Raw genomic sequence first — 20,988 nt, 5'->3', positions numbered from 1 at the left:
GGATGCGCGCTCAGTCCGGCAGCGCGTGCCTGCCTTTGCGCCGGTCGTCGCGCCGGTTGCGGCGACCGTTGCGTTTGAGCAGCACATACCCCGCGGCCACCACCAGCGAGGCCACGGCCACCTTGGTGATGAAGCCCTTGCGGTTGTGCTGCAGCTCCGCCTTGCCGCCCATCTCCGCGAACACGTTCGGCACATGCCCGCGCATCAGGTCGCAGCCGATGCCCTCCACCACATTGACCCGGTCGGCGAACAGCAGCAGCAGCCAGTGCCGGATATCGTTCTCGCTGAGCCGGTAGGCGACATCCCGAATCTTGCCGCTCAGCCCCGACGGCGGGGCGCTGGTGCCGAACACCGGCGTGATGCCGGGCCGCTCGGTCGAGTGGTAGACCTTCATGTTGACGGGCTGGTCCTCCGGCTGGTCCCAGTGCAGCCCCTCCAGGCGCGGTGGCGTCCGTTCCTTGGGGTAGGCCGGCCGGTGCTTGTGGTCCAGGTCTGCGCCCCAGCCAACGATATGGGAGTAGTCGCGCTGAGGCCTGGCCTCGTTGCGCGTGGGAACCGGCGGCTTGCCGCCGTCGGGTGGGGATGAGGTCTTGTCCTGGTCGTCCATGGCGGGCGCTCCTTGGCATACGGCAAATGCGCATTACTGCGCGAGCTGGGCGCTGCGGGCCCGGGGCGGGATCAGCACGGTCTTGATGCAGTTGTCGAGCTTGCTCGAGAAGATGTGGTACGCGTCGGCCACCTCCTCCAGCGGCACCCGGTGGGTGATGATCTGCTTGGGGTCCAGCCGTCCCGCCTGGATATGTTCGATCAGGCGCGGCAGGTGCCGCTTGACGCTGGCCTGGTTCATCCTCAGGGTCAGCCCCTTGTTGATGGCATTGCCGATGGGCACCGCGTTGAACGTGGGGCCATAGACGCCGACGATGGAAACGGTGCCGCCCTTGCGCACAGAGTTGATGGCCCAGTGCAGCACCGTGGCCGAGCCCGACTGCAGCTTCAGGTACCTGCCGGTCAGCAGCTGCATGGCGCTGCCGGCCGCCTCGCAGCCCACGCAGTCGATGCAGACGTCGGCGCCCAGCCAGTCGGTCATCTTCTTGATATGGATGGCCATATCGCCGACCTCGAGGAAATTGACGGTCTCGCACTGCGCGTACCGCCGGACGAACTCGAGCCGGTAATCCACGTAGTCCACCACGATCACGCGGCCCGCGCCCAGCAGCCACGCCGACTTGGCGGCGAAGATGCCCACCGGGCCGGCGCCGAAGATCACCACCGTGTCGCCTTCCTCGATGTCGCCCATCTCGGCCGCCTGGTATCCCGTGGGCACGGCGTCGGTCAGCAGCACGGCGTCGTCCACGTCCAGGTCGGCCGGGATCACGGTGGGGCCGATGTCGGCCAGCGGCACGCGCACATATTCCGCCTGGCCGCCGTCGTAGCCGCCCGCGGTGTGCGAATAGCCGTAGATGCCGCCCACCGCGGTTGCCTCGGGGTTGGTGTTGTGGCAGTTGCCATACAGCTCGCGCTGGCAGAAGTAGCAGGAGCCGCAGAAGATGTTGAAGGGCACGAGCACGTGGTCGCCCACCTTCAGGTTGCGCACCGACGGCCCCACCTCCTCGACGACGCCGGTGAACTCGTGGCCGAAGGTGGTGCCCACGCGCGTGTCGGGGACCAGGCCATGGTAGAGATGCAGGTCCGAGCCGCAGATGCACGCGCGCGACACGCGCACGATGGCATCGTTGGGATGCTCGATCTCGGGGTCGGGTTTCTGCTGCGCTCGTATCCGGTAGGGACCTCGGTAATCCATCGCTAACATTGCGCTCTCCTGGCTGGTGGCGCGGTGGCGCGCCGGTATGGCCGTGCCGCTGCGTGCGACGGTGCCGGTTCCTGTCCGACTAAGGTTATTTGCTGGAATGCCGTGGTTCAAGCAGCCATTTCGGCCACTGCGGTGGCCATGGAGCCGGCCGGAAGACGGCCGAAAGGGCGCCAGCCCGCCTGGGGCGGCGATCTGCGGGATTGCGCTCAACTTCCGCCCCGGGCAGCCGTTATCTATTCGCACGGCGGCAGAATGTCGGCGGTGGCGTCTGGCCCATAGGGTCCTCGCTATCGGTGGCAGGCCCCGATACCAGTAGAGCAATCGTTGCGCGGAGCGAGAGGACAGCCATGAGCGGCTTGATGAAGGAAATTGACGAGCGGACCAACCTGACCAACAACAACCAGTTCGAGTTGTTGCTGTTCCGTCTGGGCAGTGCCGATCGGTCCGGGCAGAACGAGATCTTCGGCATCAATGTATTCAAGGTGCGCGAGATCCTGGTGATGCCCAAGATCACCACGGTGTTCGGCTCGGCGCCGGAGATGCTGGGCATGGCCGATATCCGCGGCCAGGTGATTCCGGTCATCGACCTGGGCAAGGTGGTGGGCTGCAGCTCGCAGAACGGCGGGCCCGGCATTCTGCTGGTCACGGAATACGCCCGTTCGACGCAGGGCTTCGCCGTCGAGAGCGTGGAAGAGATCGTGCGGCTGGAGTGGAACCGCGTGGTGTCGGCGGAAGCGAACGTCAAGGGCGGGCTGGTCACCAGCATCGCCAAGCTCGATCCCGATACCCCGGAAGCCCGCCTGGTGCAGGTGCTCGACGTCGAACAGATCCTGCGCGACGTGATGCCCACCAGCCAGCCGGACGTGGACCCGGCCACGGTCGGCCCGCAACTGGCCCTGCGCCCCGGCAGCAAGGTGCTGGCCGCGGACGACTCGGCGCTGGCCCGCGGCCTGATCGAGCAGGGCCTGCACGCGATGGGCGTACAGGTCATGATGACCAAGACCGGCCAGGAAGCGTGGGACCAGCTCAATGAAATCGCCGACACCGCGCTCAAGAACGGCCGCACCGTGCAGGACGAGATCGCCGTGGTGCTGACCGATCTCGAAATGCCCGAGATGGACGGCTTTACGCTGACGCGCAAGATCAAGGCCGACGCCCGCTTCCGCGGCATCCCGGTGGTCATCCATTCGTCGCTGTCCGGCACCGCCAGCGAGGACCACGTGCGCAAGGTCGGCGCGGACGCCTATGTGTCGAAGTTCCTCGCCAAGGATCTGGCGGAGACGATTCGCGGGGTGCTGCGGGCGGCTTGACGATGCCCGCGGCGTTGACGGCCCAGTGTGCGCATGCGCACTGGCACCGTATTTCCCTTTGACGGTACGTCGGCGCTAGCGCGGCAAACTGGCATTCAGGCGGGCTTGCCTCCGGTTGGCTTTGCCTGCCGCGATGCCAGCGCCAGAATGCCGGCCGCGACCAGGTTCGCGCAGACCGCGGCCAGTATCGGCCAGGCATAGCTGCCGCTGGCATCGAATGCGTAGCCCGCCGCGCTCGGGCCGACCAGCGTGCCGAATGCCACACTGGTGTAGAGCGCACCAATGATGCCGCTGACATTGCGCCCGCCGAACCGATCCATGACGACCGCGGGCAGCACGGCCACCCAACCGCCGTAGCATGTGCCGAACACGAAGGCGAATGCGGCGAGCATCCACCAGCCCGTTGCCAACGCCCAGATCATCAGCGCCATCGCCATGGCGATGAACATGGCCATCAGAAAGCGCTGACGTCCCATGCGGTCGGCCAGACCGCCCAGTACAAAGCGCCCGGCGGTGCTGCCAACGCCTATCACGCCCAGCAGCATGACGGCCGCTCCGGGCGGGACGCCCAAATCGCGCGCATGCGGCACCAGATGCACGAAGGGCACGAAGACGCCGAACGACGAAATCAGGCAGGCGGCGTACAGACTGACGAACTGCCGGGAACGCACCGCGTCGCGCACCGATACATCGCCGCCTTGCGACGACATTTCCGCATGGCCCTGCAAGGGCTGGCCTTCCGGTGCCAAGCCCAGGCGCCGTGGATCGTTCTCCAGCAGCAGCGACGCGGCGGCGCCCAGCATGGCGGCCATCGCGCCGAGCGTCAGATAGGCGCCGCGCCATCCGAGCATGTCGATCAGCATTGCGGCCAGCGGCGGCATGGCAAGCGTGCCGACGCCGATGCCGCTTACGGCCAGACCGGAAGCCAGTCCGCGTCGCTTGATGAACCAACGCTGCACCGCTCCGACTGCGGGTACATAGGCGCAGCCCACGCCAAGCCCCACGCCCAGCCCATAGGCCAGGTAGACCTCGGTGATCGTCCTTGCAACGCCCGCCGTCGCGAGCCCCGCGCCAACTAGCAGCATACCGGCCATCGCGAGCCGGCGAGCGCCCCAGCGATCTGCGAGCGGTCCGCTCACGATGCCGAGCGCGAAGTACAGGAAACCGGCTAGCGAGAACACTAACGACACAGCGCCGCGCGAGGCGCCGAACGCTTCCTGAAGCGGCTCGATGAAGGCGCTAAAGGTATAGGCGCTGCCGAAGCCGACGAAGGTGACCGCGAACGCGGCCGCCACCACGAGCCAGCCGTAGAACAGTCTGTGCCTTACCGCCAGTGTCGTCATGTCAGTGCACCGGATGATGGCGATGCCACGAGGTCGCACCCTGGAACGCCGCGCCCGCGCGGACCAACAGGGATTCGCACAGATGCGCGGCCACGAGTTGGAAGCCGATCGGCAATCCCTGCGGGCTCAGCCCGCCCGGCAGCGTGATGGTGGGATGGCCCGTCATGTTGAACGGGCAAGTGTACCGCTGCAAGCCAGCTACCAGCCCCGGTTGCGCGCCAAGGGAGCGGACTGTCTCCAGCGACAGGGGTGCGAAGGGGTGCACCGGGGTAAGGAGCAGATCGATGGTGTCGAACAGCGCCACTACCTGGCCGCGCAACTCCAGGCGGCGAAGCAGGACCCGTTGATAGTCCGTGCCGGACAGCGCGCGTCCGGATTCGATCACTGACGACAGCACCGGGCCGTATCGATCCTTGTGCAAGGGGTACGTTCCCGCATGGGCGACCGCTGCCTCGACCGCGCAGTTCGCCGCCCAGTCCTCGCTGGTCCGAGCCACGTCCGGAAAGCGCACCGGGACGATGGTGGCGCCCAGGGCGATCAACACGTCGGTGACATGCTGGATGACAGCGAGCGCCCCGGCATCCGTATTGCCATCGCCATGGCCGCCGCCATTCCAGTCCCCATCGATGCCGATGCGTATGCCGTCAAGATGGTCCGTCACCGGAGCAAGCAGATCCGGCATCGGATCACGCAGCGCAGTCATGTCGTTGTCGTCCGCGCCGCCGACGGCGGCCAGAAGCACGCCGGCATCCGCGGCACTGCGCGCCATGGTGCCGACATGATCCAGCGACGGCGCCAGCGGGAACACGCCATGTCGGCTCACACGACCCCAGGTGGGCTTGAGCCCCGTCACACCGTTGGCCGCCGATGGCCACCGGATCGAACCGCCCGTGTCCGACGCAATGGCGCCATGGCAAAGCCCCGCAGCCGTGGCCACACCCGCGCCGCTGGACGAGATGCCGGGCCAATAGTCGGCGTTCCACGGGTTGACGGGCGGGATCACCGTCGGGTGATGGTCGGAGTACGCGCCTTCGGTGAGTTGCAGCTTGCCCAGCAGTACCGCGCCGGCTTGCTTCAGGCGCCGCACCACCGTTGCATCCTCACCCGGCCGGAAATCCCGATGAACGGCCATGCCGGCGCTCGTCGGAACGCCTTTCGTCCAGCAGAGGTCCTTGATGCCGATCGGCACGCCGTGCAGGGGGCCGCGGTAGTGCCCGGCGGCGATCTCGGCCTCGGCCGTGCGTGCCTGCGCCATGGCGTCGTCGGCCATGAGGCAGGCATAGCTGTGCAGCGCGCTGTCCAGCGCCGCGATGCGGTCGAACTGTGCTTGCGCAAGCGTGACCGGTGACAGTTCGCGCCGCTCGATGCGCGCGGCCAGTTCGGTGATGGTGAGGTAATGCAAGTCCGCTTCGGCCATACTCTCGCGTGATTGGAACGTTAAGTAGAATTGAACTGTGCGCGGAGCTATCCCGCCGATCCGGCGTCGCCGCACAACAGCAAAATATGCTTCAAGACGCAGTCAGGCAAACGAAACGTTCTAAGCGGTTTAATTTAGAAAAACTAATGGCACCCCGCGCCATGCCTCCACTCAATGCGCTGCGGGCCTTCGAGGCCGCGGCACGGCACCTCTCGGTCAAACGCGCAGCCGATGAGTTGTGCGTCACGGCAGGTGCCGTCAGCCAGATGCTCAAGGCGCTGGAGTCGCACCTCGGGGTCAAGCTGTTCGAGCGCGCGAATCGCGGCATATACCTGACCGAAGCGGGACAGTCCTACCTGCCTCCCGTGCGCAATGCCTTCCGGCTGATCACCGAAGCGACCGGCAGGCTGGCAGTGCCTTCCGACACTGGCATGCTGACCGTGAGCGCCACGCCATTCTTCGCGGCGGCATGGTTGGTGCCGCGCCTGCAGTCCTTTCACGACACCCATCCCGGCATTGACCTTCATGTCGCTACCTCCACGGCGCTCGCCGATTTTTCGCGCGACGGCGTGCATGTCGCCATTCGGCACGGGCTCGGTCGCTATCCCGGCTTGCGCAGCGAGCGCATCGTGGCCGTGGAGATCGTGCCGGTGGCCGCCCCGGCATTGGTCGCCAGGTTGGGCATGCCGGCCTCGGCCGCGGCATTGCTGGACTGGCCGCACGTTCACGACCACGAACGCAAGGGCTGGCATCTGTGGTTCGAGGCCCAGGGACTCGAGGGGGCCGGGCGTCCGCGAGGACCATCCTTCGACGACTCTGCCTTGCTGTGGAAAGCGGTATTGGCGGGCCAGGGGGCCGGGTTGCTCCCTGCCGCGATGGTGGAGCGCGAACTGGTGGCAGGCACGCTGGTCAGGCTCGCGGATCGCGCCCTGCTGGATGACTTTGCCTACTACCTCGTGTATCCCGAGGCAAGCCATGCCCATCCGCGGATCGCATCGTTTCGGGAATGGATACTGGAAGCGGCTGCCGCCGCTGAACCGATGCCGAATGACGGCCGGGTTCGGGCAACGGCACGGTGACGGATAATCGCTGACAGCCCCATGTTTTCGTCCCTGTCTGGCCGCCCTGATGCTCTCACCCGCCTTTGCACCCTATCCTCGACTTGCCGAATCCTTGATCACTGAGGCCATCGCCCCCGGCACCGATGGCTCGCATGACCTCGCGCACCTGCAACGCGTGTGGAAGAACGCCGCCGCGATCCAGGCGGAAGAGGGCGGCGATGCCGAGGTGCTGCTGGCCGCCACCATCCTGCACGACTGCGTGCAGGTAGAGAAGGATTCCCCGCTGCGCGCCCAGGCGTCGCGGCTCTCGGCCGAGAAGGCCGCCGAGGTGCTGGCCGGCCTGAACTGGCCACGCGCGAAGATCGACGCCGTGGCCCATGCCGTGGAGGCGCACAGCTTCTCGGCCGGTGTCGCGCCGCTGACCATCGAAGCGAAGACGCTGCAGGACGCCGACCGGCTCGACGCGGTGGGCGCGCTCGGCATCGCTCGCTGCTTCTATGTCGCGGGCCGCATGGGCAGCGCGCTGTACGACCCGGCCGATCCCCACGCCGCCGCGCGGCCCTACGACGACAGGCGCTTCGCGGTGGATCACTTCCATACCAAGCTGCTCGGGCTGACGTCGGGGTTTCAAACTGCGACGGGTGCGCGCATGGCGCAGGTCCGGCACGAGCGGCTGCAGCGCTTTCTCGCCGAGTTCGGCGACGAAATCTGAGCGGTATCCGGACCGAAGGCCCGCTCCACATGTAGCGGGACGGGCCTTCGGTGCCGCCGCGGGTTGTCACTGACCTTCGGCCAGCAGCTTCTGGATCACGGCCTCGGTTTCCGCATACCGGCCCTCGCCGAAATGCTTGTAGACCACCTTGCCGCTCTTGTCGATCAGATAGAACGCCGGCCAGTACTGGTTGCGGTACGCGTCCCAGGTCTTGTAGCCGTTGTCCTGCGCCACCGGGTAGCGGATGCCGAAGCGCTTGATCGCGGCCTCCACGTTCGCCGTCGACTTTTCGAAGGGAAATTCTGGCGTGTGTACGCCCACCACCACCAGGCCCTTGTCCTTGTAGCGCTCGTGCCACTGCTTGACGTACGGCAGCGTGCGGATGCAGTTGATGCAGGTATAGGTCCAGAAGTCCACCAGCACGACCTTGCCTTTCTGGCCGGCCACCGTCAGCGGCGGCGAGTTCAGCCAGCGGTCGATGCCGGTGAATTCTGCGGCGGGGCCGTAGTTGCCGGTCGCAGGGGCCGTGGCGGCATTGGCGGCGCCGGCCGCACCGGCGGCGGCGAGGCAGGTGGCGGCGATACAGTTACGAATCCAGTTCGGCATGATGTCAGGCTCCAGTGCTAACGGTGTTGAGGGTGGGGAAGAAGTCGGTGAGCCAGGCGACGGCGAGCGCGTCGTACTGGTAATACATCGCGATGGCGATCAGGATCACCGCCACGCCAAAGCCCCGTTGCAGGCGATGGGTGTGCCGGGACAGCTGCCGCACGCGGTTGGACATGAAGCGGCCGCCGTGGGCGATCAGCAGCATCGGCACGCCGGCGCCGACGGCAAAGGCGGCGAGCAGCGCGGCCGCGCGGTCCAGGTCCTGGGCCTTGGCAACCAGCGCCAGAATCGAGGCGAGCACCGGACCGGCGCAGGGCGTCCACACGACGCCGAGCGTCATGCCGAGCACCACGCCACCGGCCAGGCCGCCGCCGGTGCGGTTGCCGATGTCGGCGAACCGGTTCCAGACGCCGCCGAAGCGGGCCATCAGCCGGTCATAGGGCTGCGGCCAGATCCGCATGAGCCCCGTCAGCAGCAGGGTCAGGATGGCTACGTTGCGGATGGTCCCGTGCGCCGCGCCCAGCGAGCTGGACCAGGCGCCCAGGGCGATTCCCAGCGCCGCGAAAGTGACCACGAAGCCCAGCACGATGGACAGCGGCCGCAACGGATGCGCCTGCCCGATGGACGAGCCCAGCACCATGGGCAGGATGGGCAGCACACAGGGCGAGGCGACGGTCAGCATGCCGGCGACCACGGCGAGCACCAGTTCGGTCATGACGGGCTCCCCGGCTGGCGCAGCGGCGGATGGGGAAAGGGCGCGATAGGGGACATGGCTGACTCCGGCGTAGTGGCAATGGCCGCATTTCAGTCCCGCCGCGTATCCTGCTTATTTCGGCCGGCGGGCGATGTGCAATGTTTCTTGTCCGCCCGGCCGGGCGATACATTGCGATACAAAGCGGCCCCGAAACGCCCGCACAATGCGGTCAACGCGGTGCCGTGACGCGGCTCCTGCCGACCTGCCGCCCGTCCCGAAACCTCCAACTCCTTGCCGAGCCCGCATGACACAGCCCGACCACATCCTGATCGTCGACGACGATCGCGAAATCCGCGAACTGGTGGCCGCCTATCTGACGCGCAACGAGATGCGCGTGACCACCGCCGCCAACGGCCGCGAGATGCGTGCCGCGCTCGACAAGGGCTCGGTGGACCTGATCGTGCTGGACCTGATGCTGCCGGGCGAAGACGGCCTGGCCCTGTGCCGCGACCTGCGCGCGGGGGCGGCCGACCGCAAGGCCATCCCGGTGCTGATGCTCACGGCCCGCAACGAGGAGGCGGACCGCATCCTCGGCCTGGAAATGGGCGCGGACGACTATCTGATCAAGCCTTTCGCCGCGCGCGAGCTGCTGGCGCGCATCCGCTCCGTGCTGCGGCGCACGCGCATGCTGCCGCCCAACCTGCGCGTGACCGAGGCGGCGACCGTGCTCGCCTTCGGGCCTTGGCGGCTCGATACCACCGCGCGCCACCTGATCGACGACACCGACGTGGCCGTGCCCCTGAGCGGCGCCGAATACCGCCTGCTCCGCGTGTTTCTGGACCATCCGCAGCGGGTGCTGAACCGCGACCAGCTGCTGAACCTGACGCAGGGGCGCGACGCCGAGCTGTTCGAGCGCTCCATCGACCTGATGGTCAGCCGCCTGCGCCAGCGCCTGCGCGACGACGCGCGTGAGCCGCGCTACATCAAGACCGTGCGCAACGAGGGCTACGTCTTCTCGCAGGCGGTGGAGATCCGCGAGGAGCGCGCATGAACGCGCCGATGTCCGTGGCCGCGGCGCCCGCGCCGGCATGGAGCGCCTGGCCGCGCACCCTGTTCGCGCGACTGATGGTGATCCTGCTGATCGGCCTCGCCGCAGCCCAGGGCCTCTCGTTCAGCCTGGTGGTGATGGAGCGCCGGCAGGCCGAGAACACCGTGATGCTGGGGAACCTGGAGCGCGACGTCGCCAGCTCGGTCGCCATCCTGGACCGCCTGCCGGCGGAAGAGCGCGCCGGCTGGCTGGACCTGCTCGCCCGCCGCAACTATCGCTACCTGCTCGATGCCGGTACGCCCGGCGCGCCGCCGGACAGCGCGCGGTCGCAGCGCGCGGCCGCCACCATTACCGATGCGCTGCAAGGCCGCTATCCCGTCACGGTCAGCGCCGTGCCCGGCCCGCGCGAGCATGTGCAGGTGCATCTGCGCCTGCACGACGGCATGCCGCTGACCATCGACGTGCTGCCGCGCGCCATGGCCCTGTCTGACTGGCTGCCCGTGCTGCTCGTCATCCAGCTGGTATTGCTCACCGCGTTCGGCTGGCTCGCCGTGCGGCTCGTCACGCGTCCGCTGAAGCGTCTCGCCCAGGCCGCGGAAACGCTGGGCCCGGATCTGAAGGCCGAGCGCCTGCCCGAGGCGGGCCCCACGGAAGTCGCCCGCGCGGCCGCGGCCTTCAACGCCATGCAGCAGCGCATCGCCGGCTACCTGACCGAGCGCGTGCAGATCCTCGCCGCCATTTCGCACGATCTGCAGACCCCCATCACGCGCATGCGGCTGCGGCTGGACCTGATGGACGACAGCGACACGCGGGAGAAGCTGCGCAGCGACCTGGTCGCGATGGAGCACCTGGTGCGCGAAGGCGTGGCCTACGCCCGCACGCTGCACGGCAGCGCCGAAACGCCGCTGCGCGTCGACGCCGACGCCCTGCTCGACAGCCTGATGGGCGACTACCAGGATGCCGGCCAGAACGTGTCGCTCGAAGGCCGGATCGGCGGCCCCATCATGACGCGGCCCCAGGCGCTGCGCCGCATCCTCACCAACCTCATCGACAACGGCGTGAAGTTCGGCCACGAGGTGACCGTGGCGGTGGCACGCGAGCCGGACAACCGCATCACCATTGCCGTGCGCGACCGCGGCCCCGGCATTCCCGAAGCGGAACTGGCCCGCGTGATGGAGCCGTTCTATCGCGTGGAGAATTCGCGGAACCGCAGCACGGGAGGTACGGGGCTGGGGTTGTCCATCGCGCAACAGCTGGCCAATGCGCTGGGCGGGACGCTGGCGTTGTCCAACCGGGAGGGTGGGGGGCTCGAGGCGCGGTTGTCGTTGCCGGGATAGCCTCCCAAGGCATCGTGGGCGAGTGCTCTGCCGTGACCACCGGTCGCACTTTGACTAAGATGGCGGGCGTTGCGGGTGGACCGTATCCGCAGCAGAGCCACGACAAGACCAAACCAAACCAGGAGACATCCATGACGCCATCCCCCCACCGCCGCACGCTGTTGCGCATCGCCGTTGCCGCCCTGTCGGCCACGGCGATTGCTCCCGCCATCGGCGCCGATTACCCCGCCAAGCCGATCCGCTTCGTCGTTCCCTATGCGGCGGGCGGCACCACCGATCTGGTCGCCCGTACCGTCGGCCAGCGCGTCGGCGAGAAGCTCGGCCAGCCGGTGGTGATCGAGAACCGGCCCGGTGCCGGCGGCAATATCGGCATGGATGTGGTGGCGAAGGCCGCGCCCGACGGCTACACCATCGGCTTCGGAGCGATCTCCACCAATGCGCTGAACCCGCATATCTACAGGTCGGTGCCCTTCGATCCGCGCAAGGACTTCACGGCGGTGAGCCTGCTGGGGACGTCGACCATCGTGCTGGAAGTGGGCGCGGGCTTTCCGGTGAAGACGGTCCGGGAGCTGGTCAGCTATGCGAAGACGCATCCCGGCCTCACGTACGCAACCGCGGGTGCCGGCACGTCGATGCATCTGGCCGGCGTCATGTTCGCGCAGGCCACGGGTACCAATCTGACGCACGCGCCCTACAAGGGCAGCAGCCCGGCGATCAACGACCTGCTGGGCGGCCATATCAACGTGATGTTCGACAACCTGCCGGCGTCGCTGCCCCACATCCAGGCGGGCAAGCTGCGCGCGCTGGCGGTGGCCGGCAAGACGCGCTGGCCGTCGCTGCCCGATGTGCCGACGCTGGCCGAGGCGGGTCTGGAGGGCTATGCGGTAGAACCGTGGTTCGGCGTCTATGGCCCCGCCGGCTTGCCCGCGCCCGTGCTGCAGGCGCTGAACGCGGCGTTCGTCGAGGCGCTCGCCAATCCGGAGGTGCGGGACAAGCTCGCCAAGGCGGGCTTCAATCCCAAGGGCTCCAGCGCGGCCGAACTGCAGTCGCTGACGTTGTCGGAGTACGAGCGCTTCGGCAAGGTGGCGCGCACGGCCAATATTTCGGTGGATTGATTTGGCGCGGTGGCGCGCGGGCCGTGGTGGGATGGCGGGCGGTCACCCCTCACGCCCGGCCCTCTCCCGCGCGCGGGAGATGGGGCGGACCCGCAGCGTTGCCAACCCCATTTGTTTTCTCCCCTCTCCCGCCAGCGGGAGAGGGGCCGGGGGTGAGGATGAGCGCCTCACCAATGCGATGGGTGGCCCCGCGCGGGCGCCAGCCCGCTAGTCGCTTCAACGCGCGCTCAGCCTCGCAAACGATCCGGCGCCATGCGCCACCGCGCGAGCCGGCGCGGCGCGTTCGTCCGATGCCTCGAGCTTGAATTCCCCCACCACGCGCTGCAAGCGGCGCGCCTGATCCGCGAGCGCATTGGACGCGGCCGCGGCTTCTTCAACCAGCGCCGCATTCTGCTGCGTGACGCCATCCATCTGCCCCACCGCGTGGTTGACCTGCTCGATGCCGCTGCTCTGCTGCTCGGATGCGGCGGCGATCTCGGCCAGCAGCGTAGTGACGCGGCGGACCGCGTCCACGATGTCGTGCATGGTCTGGCCCGCCTGGCCGACCAGCGCCGAGCCGCTCTCGACCTGCTGCGCCGAATCGTCGATCAGCACCTTGATTTCCTTGGCGGCCGCGGCGCTGCGCTGGGCCAGCGTGCGCACCTCGCCCGCCACCACGGCGAAGCCGCGTCCCTGCTCGCCGGCGCGGGCGGCTTCCACCGCCGCATTCAGCGCCAGGATATTGGTCTGGAAGGCGATGCCTTCGATCACGCCGATGATGTCGGTGACCTTCTTCGAGCTGGCGTTGATGGCGTCCATGGTCTTGACCACGTTGCCGACCACCGCGCCGCCGCGCTCGGCGATGCCCGAGGCATTGGCCGCGAGGCCGTTGGCGGCGCGCGCGCGTTCGGTGTTCTGCTGCACCATCGCGGTGAGCTGCGCCATGCTGGACGCCGTTTCCTGCAACGCCGCCGCCTGCTGTTCCGTGCGCTGCGACAGGTCGCTGTTGCCCGCGGCGATCTGGTGCGACGCGGTGGTGATGGAGTCGGTCGAGGCCTTGATGCGGGTGACCAGGTCGGTCAGCATGTCCTCCATCTCGCCCAGTCCGCCCAGCAGGCGGCCGAACTCGCCGCCGTGCTCGGTCTTGAACTCCTGGCTCAGGTCGCCGGCGGCGACCGTCTCGGCGATATAGACCGCCTCGGCCAGCGGCCCCTGGATGCCGCGCGAGAGGCCATACGCGAACGCGACGGCCAGCGCCAGGCCGCCGATGCCGAGGCCCACCATCAGGTTGCGCGCGTCCGCGGCATCGGCGCCGTGCAGATGGCTCAGGCCAACATAGATGGCGATGGCCATGATCAGCCATACCGCGCAGAAGCCCGCGCCGAGCTTGGCACGGATCGTCCAGTTTCCGAAGTTCATGATTTCTCTCCCGCTCCCCTAGGGACCACCGGCGCTGGCGGCCGATGCTGCTTCGTTGGCAAAGGCTCCCGCCCGCGGCTCTTTTTTGGGCGCTTCGGGCGTCTAACGGTACTACGCGAGGGGACTTTAGGGGCCTGCGGGTAAACGCGGAGGCCGCCCGGTTGCCCCATGTCGCGCGGCAATGCGCGGCGGCCACCCCGCTAACAGGGGGTGTGGCGCAGGGCAGTTTTGTTCAATACGGCGGGGCCGACGCTTCCTACCATGGCGCTCGGTGTTCTTCCTGAATGAGCGAACCGATGGTGTCGTTGAGCGTATTGCTGTCCATGGCGGCCTTTGCACTGGCCGCTTCCATCTCGCCCGGGCCGGTCAACCTCGTCGCGCTGAGCGCGGGCGCGCAGCACGGCTTCAAGGCGAGCCTGCGGCATGTCACAGGGGCGACGGTGGGCTTCTGCGTGCTGCTGCTGTTGACGGGTCTGGGGCTGCACGAGGTGCTGCGCCACTGGCCGGGCCTCGCGCGCTTCATCCAGTGGGCCGGTGTCGCCTTCCTGCTGTTCATGGCGTACCGGCTGGCGATGGACGATGGCAACGTGCGCAACGCGGACGACGACAAGGGGCCGTCGTTCGTCTATGGCGCGGCGATGCAGTGGCTGAATCCGAAGGCGTGGCTGGCGGCGGTCGCCGGCATGGGGATCTATGCGGCCGATGGCGATGGCGCCCAGGTCTGGCGGTTCACGGCCATCTACTTCGTGATCTGCTACGCGTCGATCGCCGGCTGGGCGTATGCCGGCACCTTCCTGCGCCACTACCTGAGCGATGCGGCGCGGGTGCGCCTGTTCAACCGCGCGATGGCGCTGATGCTGGGCGCCAGCGCCCTGTATCTGCTGCTGGCCTGACCGCGGTTGCCTGGTACTGCGCCGGCGTCGCGGCCACCATGCGCTTGAAGACGCGCTGCAGGTGCGCCTGGTCTGAAAACCCCGCCTCCAGCGCGATCGCCGCGATCGGCCTGCCCCGCCGCAGCTGCGCGCGGCTGTACTGCACCCTGCGGTTGACCACGTAGGCGTGCGGCGTCATGCCGTAGCGGGACTTGAAAGCGCGGATCAGATAGGACTCCGACAATGCCGCGGCCGCGCAGATATCGGCCAGCTTCAGCGACCGCGTGTAGTTGTCGTCGATATATTCGGCAGCCCTGGCCAGCCGGTGTTCCGCCTCGCGCGCCGGCGACGGCGCCGGGTCCAGCCGCTGCTGCATGGCGGTAAAGAACGACACCGCCGCGCTTTCTTTCTCAAGCCGCTCCGCGTTCGGATCGATCAGCGTCCCATACATGCCGTTCAGTTCGGCGAACAGGGCCGGATCGGCGCTCAGCAGCGTGGAGAACGGCCGGAAGTCCTGGTTCGCGCTGAAACCCAGCCCGTGCTGGAGGCGGGCCAGCCAGCCGGCGTCCGCATAGACCATCCGGTAGGACCACGGCCGCTCGTCGAGCGGGTTGCACGCGTGCACCTCGTTGGGATTCATCACCACGACCCATCCCGTGCCGACCCGATGCCTGGCCCTTCCGTTCAGATAGGTACTCTGGCCGCCGGTGACCACGCCGATGGAGAAGGTCTCGTGGGCATGCCTGTCGTAGCAGACGTGCTCGCCGTCCCGGATGGAGCGCCCTTCGAGAAAGGGCAGCGCGTCGTCGCGCCAGAACGAGGGCGCGGCGGAAACGGGGCAAGGGCCGGGGTCGTGGCGGGTGGCGGCGGGCATTCGCGAAGTCTAGCAGCGCCGCGATCGTCGCGGGCGTGCCCTGCGGCAGTCGCCGCCACCGCCCGCGGGGGCGCGCCGGCCGGCGCCGTTTACAAATGCTGAACACCTCTTGTCCGAACCGGGCTGGCTCCGTGGCGACCCCCTGGACTAGAGTGTGAGCTGATAAAAGCGAGGCACCTGCCGGGCGCCCGCGCCGTCTTGCGACGGCAATGCCCCACGATTGCATGGAGAGAGACATGTCCCAACCTTCGCCGCTGCGCATCGCCTCGATGCGGGACCAGTGCACTCCCGAGGAATGGCAGGCCCGCGTGGACCTGGCCGCATGCTACCGCCTGGTCGAGCTGTACGGCATGGCCGACATGATGGCCAACCATATCTCGGTCCGCGTGCCCGGCGAAGAAGGCGCCTTCCTGATCAATGCCTACGGCATGATGTACGAGGAGATCACGGCCTCCAGCCTGATCAAGGTCGACGTGGCCGGCAATATCCTCGCCAAGCCCGACTTCGGCGACCTGAACTACGGCATCAACAAGGCCGGCTACGTGATTCACAGCGCCGTGCACGAGGCGCGTCCCGAAGTCGCCTGCGTGATCCACACCCATAGCTGGGCCTCGATGGCGGTGTCGTCGCTCGAATGCGGCCTGCTGCCCATCACGCAGACCGCGATGCGCTTCCTGAAGATCGGCTACCACGACTACCAGGGCGTGGTGCTCGATACCGCCGAACAGGCCTCGCTGATCGAAGACCTGGGCACCGGCGAGGCGCTGATCCTGCGCAATCATGGCGCGCTGACCGTGGGCAACACGGTGGGCGAGGCGTTCAACTGGATGCACCGGCTGGAGCTGGCGTGCCGTGCGCAGATCGGCGCGATGTCGTGCAACACGCCGCTGCGCGAGGTGGCCCCGGCCATCCTGCAAGAGACCTGGAACAACTATCAGCCCGGCACGCGACGCCCCTACGGCGTCATGGAGTGGCCGGCGCTGCTGCGCAAGCTCGATCGCATCGACCCGAGCTTCCGCGACTGAGTACGCGGCGGGTGGCGCGAGCAACGCGCCGCCTTCCCTACATCGGCACCGCCGCCTTCCATCCTTACCCCAGTCCATGACAGGGCGGGCAACGACCCGCCCCCGGAGGAGACAACCATGAACACCCCCGCCACCATCCGGGCTGGCGTGCGCCCCGCTGCGCGCGCGCGCCTTCGCACCGGCGCCGCCCTCGCCCTGATCGCGGCCGCCTGGCCGCTGGCCGCCGCCGCCCAGAGCGACTATCCCAACAAGCCGGTCAAGGTGGTGGTCGCGTTCAGCGCGGGCGGCACCACGGACATCCTGGCGCGCAGCGTGGGCAATGCGCTGAGCCAGCGCTTCAAGCAGTCGTTCGTGATCGACAACCGGCCTGGCGCCGGCGGCAATATCGGCACCGAGATGGTGGTGCGGTCCCCGGCCGATGGCTATACGCTGATCATCAACTCGGTCGGCCCCATCGCGGTGAACCAGTCGCTCTACCGCAAGCTCGGCTACGATCCGCTGAAGGACCTGGTGCCGGTCGTGCAGATCGCCGACGTGCCCAACGTGCTGGTGGTGCATCCGTCGTTGCCGGCCAAGACGATGGAAGAGTTCATCGCCTATGCCAAGGCCAACGCCGGCAAGCTGAACTACAGCTCGACCGGGGTCGGCACCTCGTCGCACCTGGCGAGCTTCATGCTGTCGCAGCGCATCGGCGCCGACGCGATCCATATTCCGTACAAGGGCGCGGACGCGCTGAACGACCTTGTCGCCGGACGCGTGCAGTTCATGTTCGCCACCATTCCGTCCGTCATCGCCCATATCAAATCCGGCAAGCTGCGCGCGATCGCCGTCAGCAGCCCGCGCCGCTCGCGGTCGATGCCGGACGTGCCGACGGTGGCCGAGAAGGGCTTCCCGGGCTTCGAGGCCGGCTCGTGGTTCGGCGTGTTCGCGCCCAAGGGCACGCCGCAGCCGATCATCATGACGCTGAACAAGGCCGTCAACGAGGCGCTGCCCGGACTGCAGGAGCAGATGATCCGCGAGGGCGCCGATCCGATCGGCGGCACGCCGGAGCAGTTCGGCAAGTTCACGCAGAAGGAGTACGCCAAGTGGAAGGTGGTGGTGCGCGAATCCGGCGCGTCGGTGGAGTGAGCATGGCGGACGCGGCGCAAAGCGGATCCCCTCGCATCCTGTTGTCCGACGCGGCGCGCCAGCGCTACGGCGAGCGCATCGCGCAGGCACTGGGCGACGATGCCTTCGTGCCGGTAGGTCCCGGCGATGCCGCGGTGGATGCCGACATCGCATTCGTCTCGCGCGATGTGACGGGCTTGTCGACCAAGCACGAAATCCTGCCGGACACGCAGCGCTTCTACGACGCCATGCTGGGCAGCCCGCGGCTGCGCTGGGCGCATACGCATGCCGCCGGCGCCGACCGCGCGGTGTTCGTCGCGCTGCGCCAGCAGGGCGTGGCCGTGACCACCTCGTCCGGCGCCAACGCCGGCGTGGTGGCGCAGACCGCGCTGGCCGGCGTGCTGGCTCTCGCGCGGCGCTTTCCGCGCCTGATGGCGGCGCAGCGGCAGCGCAAGTGGGCGCCGCTGATCGGCAGCGGCGTGCCGCGCGATCTCGCCGGCCAGACCGCGACGGTGGTGGGCTGGGGACCCATCGGTCAGCAGATCGGCAACGTGCTGCGCATGCTCGGGCTGAATCTGGTAGTGGTGCGGCAGAATGCGCAGGCACGGGTAGAGGGCGCGCACACCGTGGCCTTCGACGACCTGGCCTCGGTACTGCCGCGCACCGACTGGCTGGTGCTGGCGTGCCCGCTGACGGACAGCACGCGAGGGATCGTGGACGCCGCCGCGCTCGCGCTGCTGCCGCCGGACGCGCATCTGGTCAACGTCGCGCGCGGCGAGGTGGTGGACGAGCCCGCACTGATCGCGGCCCTGCGGGCCGGCAAGCTCGCCGGCGCCTATCTCGATGTGTTCGCGCACGAGCCGCTGCCCGAGGATTCGCCGCTGTGGACGATGGAGTCGGTCATCGCGACGCCCCATAGCGCGGGGTTTTCCGATGGCAACGCCGAGCGGGTGTTCGCGATCTTCCTGGACAACCTGCGGCGGTGGCGGGCGGGGGAGGGGTTGGTCAACCTGGTGAGGTAGCGGCGAGGTGGTTGCTGCGCATCGCAGTTGCGGGCATTCACCCTCACCCCCGGCCCCTCTCGCGCGCGCGGGAGAGGGGAGCAAACCGAGCAATGGACTTGCAACCGCGGTGGGTGTTCGCCCCTCTCCCGCCAGCGGGAGAGGGGCGGGGGTGAGGGCGACCGCCCGCAGAACTGCAGGCCCTCGAATCCAAGAGCAACATCACCAGCGCTATACTGACACCCCCTCAGTACAGCACGTGGTAGCCAAGGCCATGCCATCGTGGGCGCGCCCAGCGTCCGATGCCGGGCAGGACCGCCTGCTCCGGATAAAGGGTCAAGCAATTGTCCGAACACGATCTGGCCAAGCTGAAAATCGACCGCCGGCCGGGCACCGCGCCGCCGCGGCGCCGTCGCAGGCTGGTGCGCTACGCGCTCGTCCTCGCCCTCATCCTGATCGTCGCCGTCGTGGCATTGCGCCTGACCGGCCCGCAAGCCGTGGAAACCACCACGGTCACCACCGCCTACCCCTCGCAGAACTACACGCTGCTCAACGCCACCGGCTACGTCGTGCCGCAGCGCAAGGCCGCGGTCGCCTCGAAAGCGCAGGGCCGGCTGGAATGGCTCGGCGTCCTCGAAGGCTCACGGGTCAAGAAGGACGAGATCATCGCGCGGCTGGAGAGCCGCGACGTGGAGGCCCAGCTGGCCCAGGCGTCGGCGCAGGTCAAGGTGGCGCAGGCCAACCGCGAACTGCAGGTCGCGGAGCTGAAGGAGGCCGAGACCAGCCTGCGGCGCTCCGAGTCGCTCCTCGCGCCGCAGGCCATCTCGCGGGCCCAGTTCGAGGCGGACCAGGCCCGCTATAACAAGGCGAAGGCCCAGATCAACAGCACCACGGCCGCCATCACCTCGGCGCAGGCCAATGCGAAGGCCGACGAGGTGGCTGTCGCGCAGACCGTGATCCGCGCCCCGTTCGACGGCGTGGTGCTGGAAAAGCATGCCAACGTCGGCGACAACATCACGCCGTTCTCCTCCGCCGCGGATACCAAGGGCGCCGTCGTCACCATTGCCGACATGGAGACGCTCGAGGTCGAGGCGGACGTGGCCGAATCCAATATCGCCCGCATCGCCGCGGACCAGCCGTGCGAGATCGTGCTCGACGCGCTGCCCGAGGTCAGGCTCGCCGGGCAGGTCTCGCGCATCGTGCCGACCGTGGACCGCTCCAAGGCGACCGTGCTGGTCAAGGTGCGCTTCGTGGACCGGGACCCGCGCGTGCTGCCGGACATGAGCGCCAAGGTGGCGTTCCTGTCCAAGCCGGTGCCCGCGCAGGACCGCAAGCCGGTGGTGGCGGTGCAGCCGGCCGCCGTGGTCGAGCGCGACGGCCGCAAGGTGGTGTTCGTGGTCAAGGACGGCACCGCCAGCGAGCGGCCGGTGACGACCGGCGCCACGCTCGGCGAGCTGGTCGCCATCACCGGCGTGGCGCCCGGCGACGTCCTGGTGCGGGCGCCCGGCGACAAGATCAGGGACGGCGTGAAGGTCGCGCCGGCGAAGACGTAGCATGGCCGCCGCCCCGCTGGTCCAGATCCGTCACGTCGCCAAGTCGTACCGGCGGGGGGCCCAGACCGTGCCGGTGCTCACGGACATCACGCTGGATATCGCCGAGGGCGACTTTATCGCGCTGATGGGGCCATCCGGATCGGGGAAAAGCACGCTGCTCAATCTGATCGCCGGCATCGACCGTCCCGACAGCGGCGAACTGCTGGTCGCCGGCGTCGATACCACGCGGCTGGGGGAGGCCGAGCTGGCCGACTGGCGCGCCGCCAATGTCGGCTTCATCTTCCAGTTCTACAACCTGATGCCGGTGCTCACGGCCTACGAAAACGTGGAGCTGCCGCTGATGCTCACCCGCCTCGGCCGCGCGGAACGGCGCGAGCGTGTCGAACTGGTGCTCGGCATGGTCAACCTGGCCGACCGCATGAGCCACTACCCGTCCGAGCTCTCCGGCGGGCAGCAGCAGCGCGTCGCCATCGCCCGGGCGCTGATCACCGATCCGACGCTGATCGTGGCGGACGAGCCCACGGGCGACCTCGACCGCGCCTCGGCCACGGAGATTCTCGCGATGATGCAGCGGCTGAACACCGAACTGGGCACGACCATCGTCATGGTGACCCACGACGCGCATGCGGCCACCGCGGCGAAGTCGCTCGTCCATCTGGAAAAGGGCGAGCTGTCCCGCGGCAACCGTGCCGCGATGGCGTGACG

General features: G+C 68.3%; 20 protein-coding genes. 12 read left to right on the top strand and 8 right to left on the bottom strand.

Going from position 1 to position 20,988, the window contains the following annotated elements:
* Positions 1-10 precede the first annotated feature (10 nt).
* Positions 11-607 carry a hypothetical protein gene (locus LDO27_RS06395; protein ID WP_224040439.1) on the bottom strand — a complete coding sequence of 199 codons (597 nt, stop codon included), beginning with the start codon at positions 605-607 and terminating at the stop codon, positions 11-13.
* A gap of 33 nt (positions 608-640) precedes the next feature.
* Entirely contained in the window at positions 641-1,810 is a 1,170-nt protein-coding gene (locus tag LDO27_RS06390; RefSeq protein WP_224040437.1) for a zinc-dependent alcohol dehydrogenase, read from the bottom strand.
* Positions 1,811-2,157: 347 nt separating this feature from the next.
* Here LDO27_RS06390 and LDO27_RS06385 point away from each other — a divergent pair, with 347 nt between their 5' ends.
* Positions 2,158-3,120 (top strand): chemotaxis protein, encoded by a 963-nt coding sequence (locus LDO27_RS06385; RefSeq protein WP_224040435.1) that lies wholly within the window; start codon positions 2,158-2,160, stop codon positions 3,118-3,120.
* A 95-nt stretch (positions 3,121-3,215) separates the two neighbouring features.
* Here LDO27_RS06385 and LDO27_RS06380 read toward each other — a convergent pair whose 3' ends face one another.
* Both LDO27_RS06380 and LDO27_RS06375 read right to left on the bottom strand, forming a co-directional pair.
* On the bottom strand, positions 3,216-4,463 hold the full coding sequence (locus LDO27_RS06380; RefSeq protein ID WP_224040433.1) for an MFS transporter: 1,248 nt from the start codon (positions 4,461-4,463) through the stop codon (positions 3,216-3,218).
* 1 nt (position 4,464) lies between these two features.
* Positions 4,465-5,880 carry an amidase gene (locus LDO27_RS06375; RefSeq protein ID WP_224040431.1) on the bottom strand — a complete coding sequence of 472 codons (1,416 nt, stop codon included), beginning with the start codon at positions 5,878-5,880 and terminating at the stop codon, positions 4,465-4,467.
* Between the two features lie 146 nt (positions 5,881-6,026).
* On the opposite strand from LDO27_RS06375, the gene gcvA reads away from it, so the two are divergent.
* Both gcvA and LDO27_RS06365 read left to right on the top strand, forming a co-directional pair.
* Positions 6,027-6,959: a transcriptional regulator GcvA gene (gcvA, locus tag LDO27_RS06370; protein WP_224040429.1), complete on the top strand. Its 933-nt coding sequence runs from the start codon at positions 6,027-6,029 to the stop codon at positions 6,957-6,959.
* Positions 6,960-7,008: 49 nt separating this feature from the next.
* The gene (locus LDO27_RS06365) at positions 7,009-7,653 is read left to right on the top strand and encodes an HD domain-containing protein (RefSeq protein ID WP_224040427.1); all 645 of its coding nucleotides are present in this window, start codon (positions 7,009-7,011) and stop codon (positions 7,651-7,653) included.
* Positions 7,654-7,719: 66 nt separating this feature from the next.
* Here the strand turns inward: LDO27_RS06365 and LDO27_RS06360 are convergent, their stop codons facing one another.
* On the bottom strand, positions 7,720-8,259 hold the full coding sequence (locus LDO27_RS06360) for a thioredoxin family protein (RefSeq protein WP_224040425.1): 540 nt from the start codon (positions 8,257-8,259) through the stop codon (positions 7,720-7,722).
* 4 nt (positions 8,260-8,263) lie between these two features.
* Positions 8,264-8,974 carry a cytochrome c biogenesis CcdA family protein gene (locus LDO27_RS06355; protein ID WP_224040423.1) on the bottom strand — a complete coding sequence of 237 codons (711 nt, stop codon included), beginning with the start codon at positions 8,972-8,974 and terminating at the stop codon, positions 8,264-8,266.
* A 283-nt stretch (positions 8,975-9,257) separates the two neighbouring features.
* On the opposite strand from LDO27_RS06355, the gene LDO27_RS06350 reads away from it, so the two are divergent.
* The 3 genes from LDO27_RS06350 (at position 9,258) to LDO27_RS06340 (ending at position 12,453) form a co-directional block, all read left to right on the top strand.
* Positions 9,258-10,004, top strand: a complete 747-nt coding sequence (locus tag LDO27_RS06350; RefSeq protein ID WP_224040421.1) for a response regulator — start codon at positions 9,258-9,260, stop codon at positions 10,002-10,004.
* Positions 10,001-11,338 carry a sensor histidine kinase gene (locus LDO27_RS06345; RefSeq protein WP_224040419.1) on the top strand — a complete coding sequence of 446 codons (1,338 nt, stop codon included), beginning with the start codon at positions 10,001-10,003 and terminating at the stop codon, positions 11,336-11,338. Before LDO27_RS06350 ends, LDO27_RS06345 begins: the two co-directional genes overlap by 4 nt.
* 131 nt (positions 11,339-11,469) lie before the next feature.
* Positions 11,470-12,453: a Bug family tripartite tricarboxylate transporter substrate binding protein gene (locus LDO27_RS06340; protein ID WP_224040417.1), complete on the top strand. Its 984-nt coding sequence runs from the start codon at positions 11,470-11,472 to the stop codon at positions 12,451-12,453.
* Between the two features lie 216 nt (positions 12,454-12,669).
* Here the strand turns inward: LDO27_RS06340 and LDO27_RS06335 are convergent, their stop codons facing one another.
* Positions 12,670-13,851 (bottom strand): methyl-accepting chemotaxis protein, encoded by a 1,182-nt coding sequence (locus tag LDO27_RS06335; protein WP_222204535.1) that lies wholly within the window; start codon positions 13,849-13,851, stop codon positions 12,670-12,672.
* Positions 13,852-14,156: 305 nt separating this feature from the next.
* On the opposite strand from LDO27_RS06335, the gene LDO27_RS06330 reads away from it, so the two are divergent.
* Complete coding sequence (locus LDO27_RS06330) at positions 14,157-14,744, top strand: LysE family translocator (RefSeq protein ID WP_224040834.1); 588 nt, start codon at positions 14,157-14,159, stop codon at positions 14,742-14,744.
* Here the strand turns inward: LDO27_RS06330 and LDO27_RS06325 are convergent.
* The gene (locus LDO27_RS06325) at positions 14,686-15,597 is read right to left on the bottom strand and encodes a helix-turn-helix transcriptional regulator (protein ID WP_224040415.1); all 912 of its coding nucleotides are present in this window, start codon (positions 15,595-15,597) and stop codon (positions 14,686-14,688) included. The two genes, LDO27_RS06330 and LDO27_RS06325, sit on opposite strands and share 59 nt — an antisense overlap.
* A gap of 236 nt (positions 15,598-15,833) precedes the next feature.
* Between LDO27_RS06325 and LDO27_RS06320 the strand changes: the two genes are divergently transcribed.
* The 5 genes from LDO27_RS06320 (at position 15,834) to LDO27_RS06300 (ending at position 20,986) form a co-directional block, all read left to right on the top strand.
* On the top strand, positions 15,834-16,622 hold the full coding sequence (locus tag LDO27_RS06320; RefSeq protein WP_222204539.1) for a class II aldolase/adducin family protein: 789 nt from the start codon (positions 15,834-15,836) through the stop codon (positions 16,620-16,622).
* Between the two features lie 117 nt (positions 16,623-16,739).
* Positions 16,740-17,750, top strand: a complete 1,011-nt coding sequence (locus tag LDO27_RS06315) for a Bug family tripartite tricarboxylate transporter substrate binding protein (RefSeq protein ID WP_224040413.1) — start codon at positions 16,740-16,742, stop codon at positions 17,748-17,750.
* A gap of 2 nt (positions 17,751-17,752) precedes the next feature.
* Complete coding sequence (locus tag LDO27_RS06310; RefSeq protein ID WP_224040411.1) at positions 17,753-18,751, top strand: D-2-hydroxyacid dehydrogenase; 999 nt, start codon at positions 17,753-17,755, stop codon at positions 18,749-18,751.
* Between the two features lie 323 nt (positions 18,752-19,074).
* Positions 19,075-20,283, top strand: coding sequence for an efflux RND transporter periplasmic adaptor subunit (locus LDO27_RS06305; RefSeq protein WP_224040409.1), 1,209 nt, complete (start codon positions 19,075-19,077; stop codon positions 20,281-20,283).
* Position 20,284: 1 nt separating this feature from the next.
* The gene (locus LDO27_RS06300; RefSeq protein WP_222204548.1) at positions 20,285-20,986 is read left to right on the top strand and encodes an ABC transporter ATP-binding protein; all 702 of its coding nucleotides are present in this window, start codon (positions 20,285-20,287) and stop codon (positions 20,984-20,986) included.
* Positions 20,987-20,988: the final 2 nt, after the last annotated feature.

The organism is Cupriavidus respiraculi (assembly GCF_914271545.1).
Lineage (GTDB): Bacteria > Pseudomonadota > Gammaproteobacteria > Burkholderiales > Burkholderiaceae > Cupriavidus > Cupriavidus respiraculi.
The sequence above is the reverse complement of the archived record's forward strand: the minus strand, read 5'-3'. Positions and strand labels throughout refer to the sequence as shown.

Excerpts from the sequence above, each read along its gene's own strand:
- LDO27_RS06395 (WP_224040439.1), bottom strand. The coding sequence starts at position 607 with ATGGACGACCAGGACAAGACCTCATCCCCACCCGACGGCGGCAAGCCG.
- LDO27_RS06390 (WP_224040437.1), bottom strand. The coding sequence starts at position 1,810 with ATGTTAGCGATGGATTACCGAGGTCCCTACCGGATACGAGCGCAGCAG.
- LDO27_RS06385 (WP_224040435.1), top strand. The coding sequence starts at position 2,158 with ATGAGCGGCTTGATGAAGGAAATTGACGAGCGGACCAACCTGACCAAC.
- LDO27_RS06380 (WP_224040433.1), bottom strand. The coding sequence starts at position 4,463 with ATGACGACACTGGCGGTAAGGCACAGACTGTTCTACGGCTGGCTCGTG.
- LDO27_RS06375 (WP_224040431.1), bottom strand. The coding sequence starts at position 5,880 with ATGGCCGAAGCGGACTTGCATTACCTCACCATCACCGAACTGGCCGCG.
- gcvA (WP_224040429.1), top strand. The coding sequence starts at position 6,027 with ATGGCACCCCGCGCCATGCCTCCACTCAATGCGCTGCGGGCCTTCGAG.
- LDO27_RS06365 (WP_224040427.1), top strand. The coding sequence starts at position 7,009 with ATGCTCTCACCCGCCTTTGCACCCTATCCTCGACTTGCCGAATCCTTG.
- LDO27_RS06360 (WP_224040425.1), bottom strand. The coding sequence starts at position 8,259 with ATGCCGAACTGGATTCGTAACTGTATCGCCGCCACCTGCCTCGCCGCC.
- LDO27_RS06355 (WP_224040423.1), bottom strand. The coding sequence starts at position 8,974 with ATGACCGAACTGGTGCTCGCCGTGGTCGCCGGCATGCTGACCGTCGCC.
- LDO27_RS06350 (WP_224040421.1), top strand. The coding sequence starts at position 9,258 with ATGACACAGCCCGACCACATCCTGATCGTCGACGACGATCGCGAAATC.
- LDO27_RS06345 (WP_224040419.1), top strand. The coding sequence starts at position 10,001 with ATGAACGCGCCGATGTCCGTGGCCGCGGCGCCCGCGCCGGCATGGAGC.
- LDO27_RS06340 (WP_224040417.1), top strand. The coding sequence starts at position 11,470 with ATGACGCCATCCCCCCACCGCCGCACGCTGTTGCGCATCGCCGTTGCC.
- LDO27_RS06335 (WP_222204535.1), bottom strand. The coding sequence starts at position 13,851 with ATGAACTTCGGAAACTGGACGATCCGTGCCAAGCTCGGCGCGGGCTTC.
- LDO27_RS06325 (WP_224040415.1), bottom strand. The coding sequence starts at position 15,597 with ATGCCCGCCGCCACCCGCCACGACCCCGGCCCTTGCCCCGTTTCCGCC.
- LDO27_RS06320 (WP_222204539.1), top strand. The coding sequence starts at position 15,834 with ATGTCCCAACCTTCGCCGCTGCGCATCGCCTCGATGCGGGACCAGTGC.
- LDO27_RS06315 (WP_224040413.1), top strand. The coding sequence starts at position 16,740 with ATGAACACCCCCGCCACCATCCGGGCTGGCGTGCGCCCCGCTGCGCGC.
- LDO27_RS06310 (WP_224040411.1), top strand. The coding sequence starts at position 17,753 with ATGGCGGACGCGGCGCAAAGCGGATCCCCTCGCATCCTGTTGTCCGAC.
- LDO27_RS06300 (WP_222204548.1), top strand. The coding sequence starts at position 20,285 with ATGGCCGCCGCCCCGCTGGTCCAGATCCGTCACGTCGCCAAGTCGTAC.